Below are 279 nucleotides of genomic sequence, written 5' to 3'. Positions count from 1 at the left end.
GGCCAGAACATTGCCGACGTTACCCAGGACAGCCTGCGCGCCAATATCGGCATGATCACTCAGGATACCTCGTTGTTACACCGCAGCGTGCGTGACAATATTCTGTATGGTCGCCCGGATGCCAGCGAAGCAGATATGATAGAAGCGGCCCGCAAAGCCGAAGCCCTCGACTTTATTCACGGCCTGCACGACCCTTATGGCAACAAGGGGTTTGATGCCCAGGTCGGTGAACGTGGTGTCAAACTGTCGGGTGGCCAGCGCCAACGGATCGCCATCGCC

Annotated in this window: 1 protein-coding gene; it reads left to right on the top strand. The window is 58.1% G+C overall.

Annotated elements, in window-relative coordinates:
- Positions 1-279, top strand: a 279-nt coding sequence (locus Q4563_RS19430) for an ATP-binding cassette domain-containing protein (RefSeq protein ID WP_303605685.1), incomplete at both ends; no start/stop codon positions are given.

The organism is Gilvimarinus sp. 1_MG-2023 (assembly GCF_030548285.1).
The sequence above is the reverse complement of the archived record's forward strand: the minus strand, read 5'-3'. Positions and strand labels throughout refer to the sequence as shown.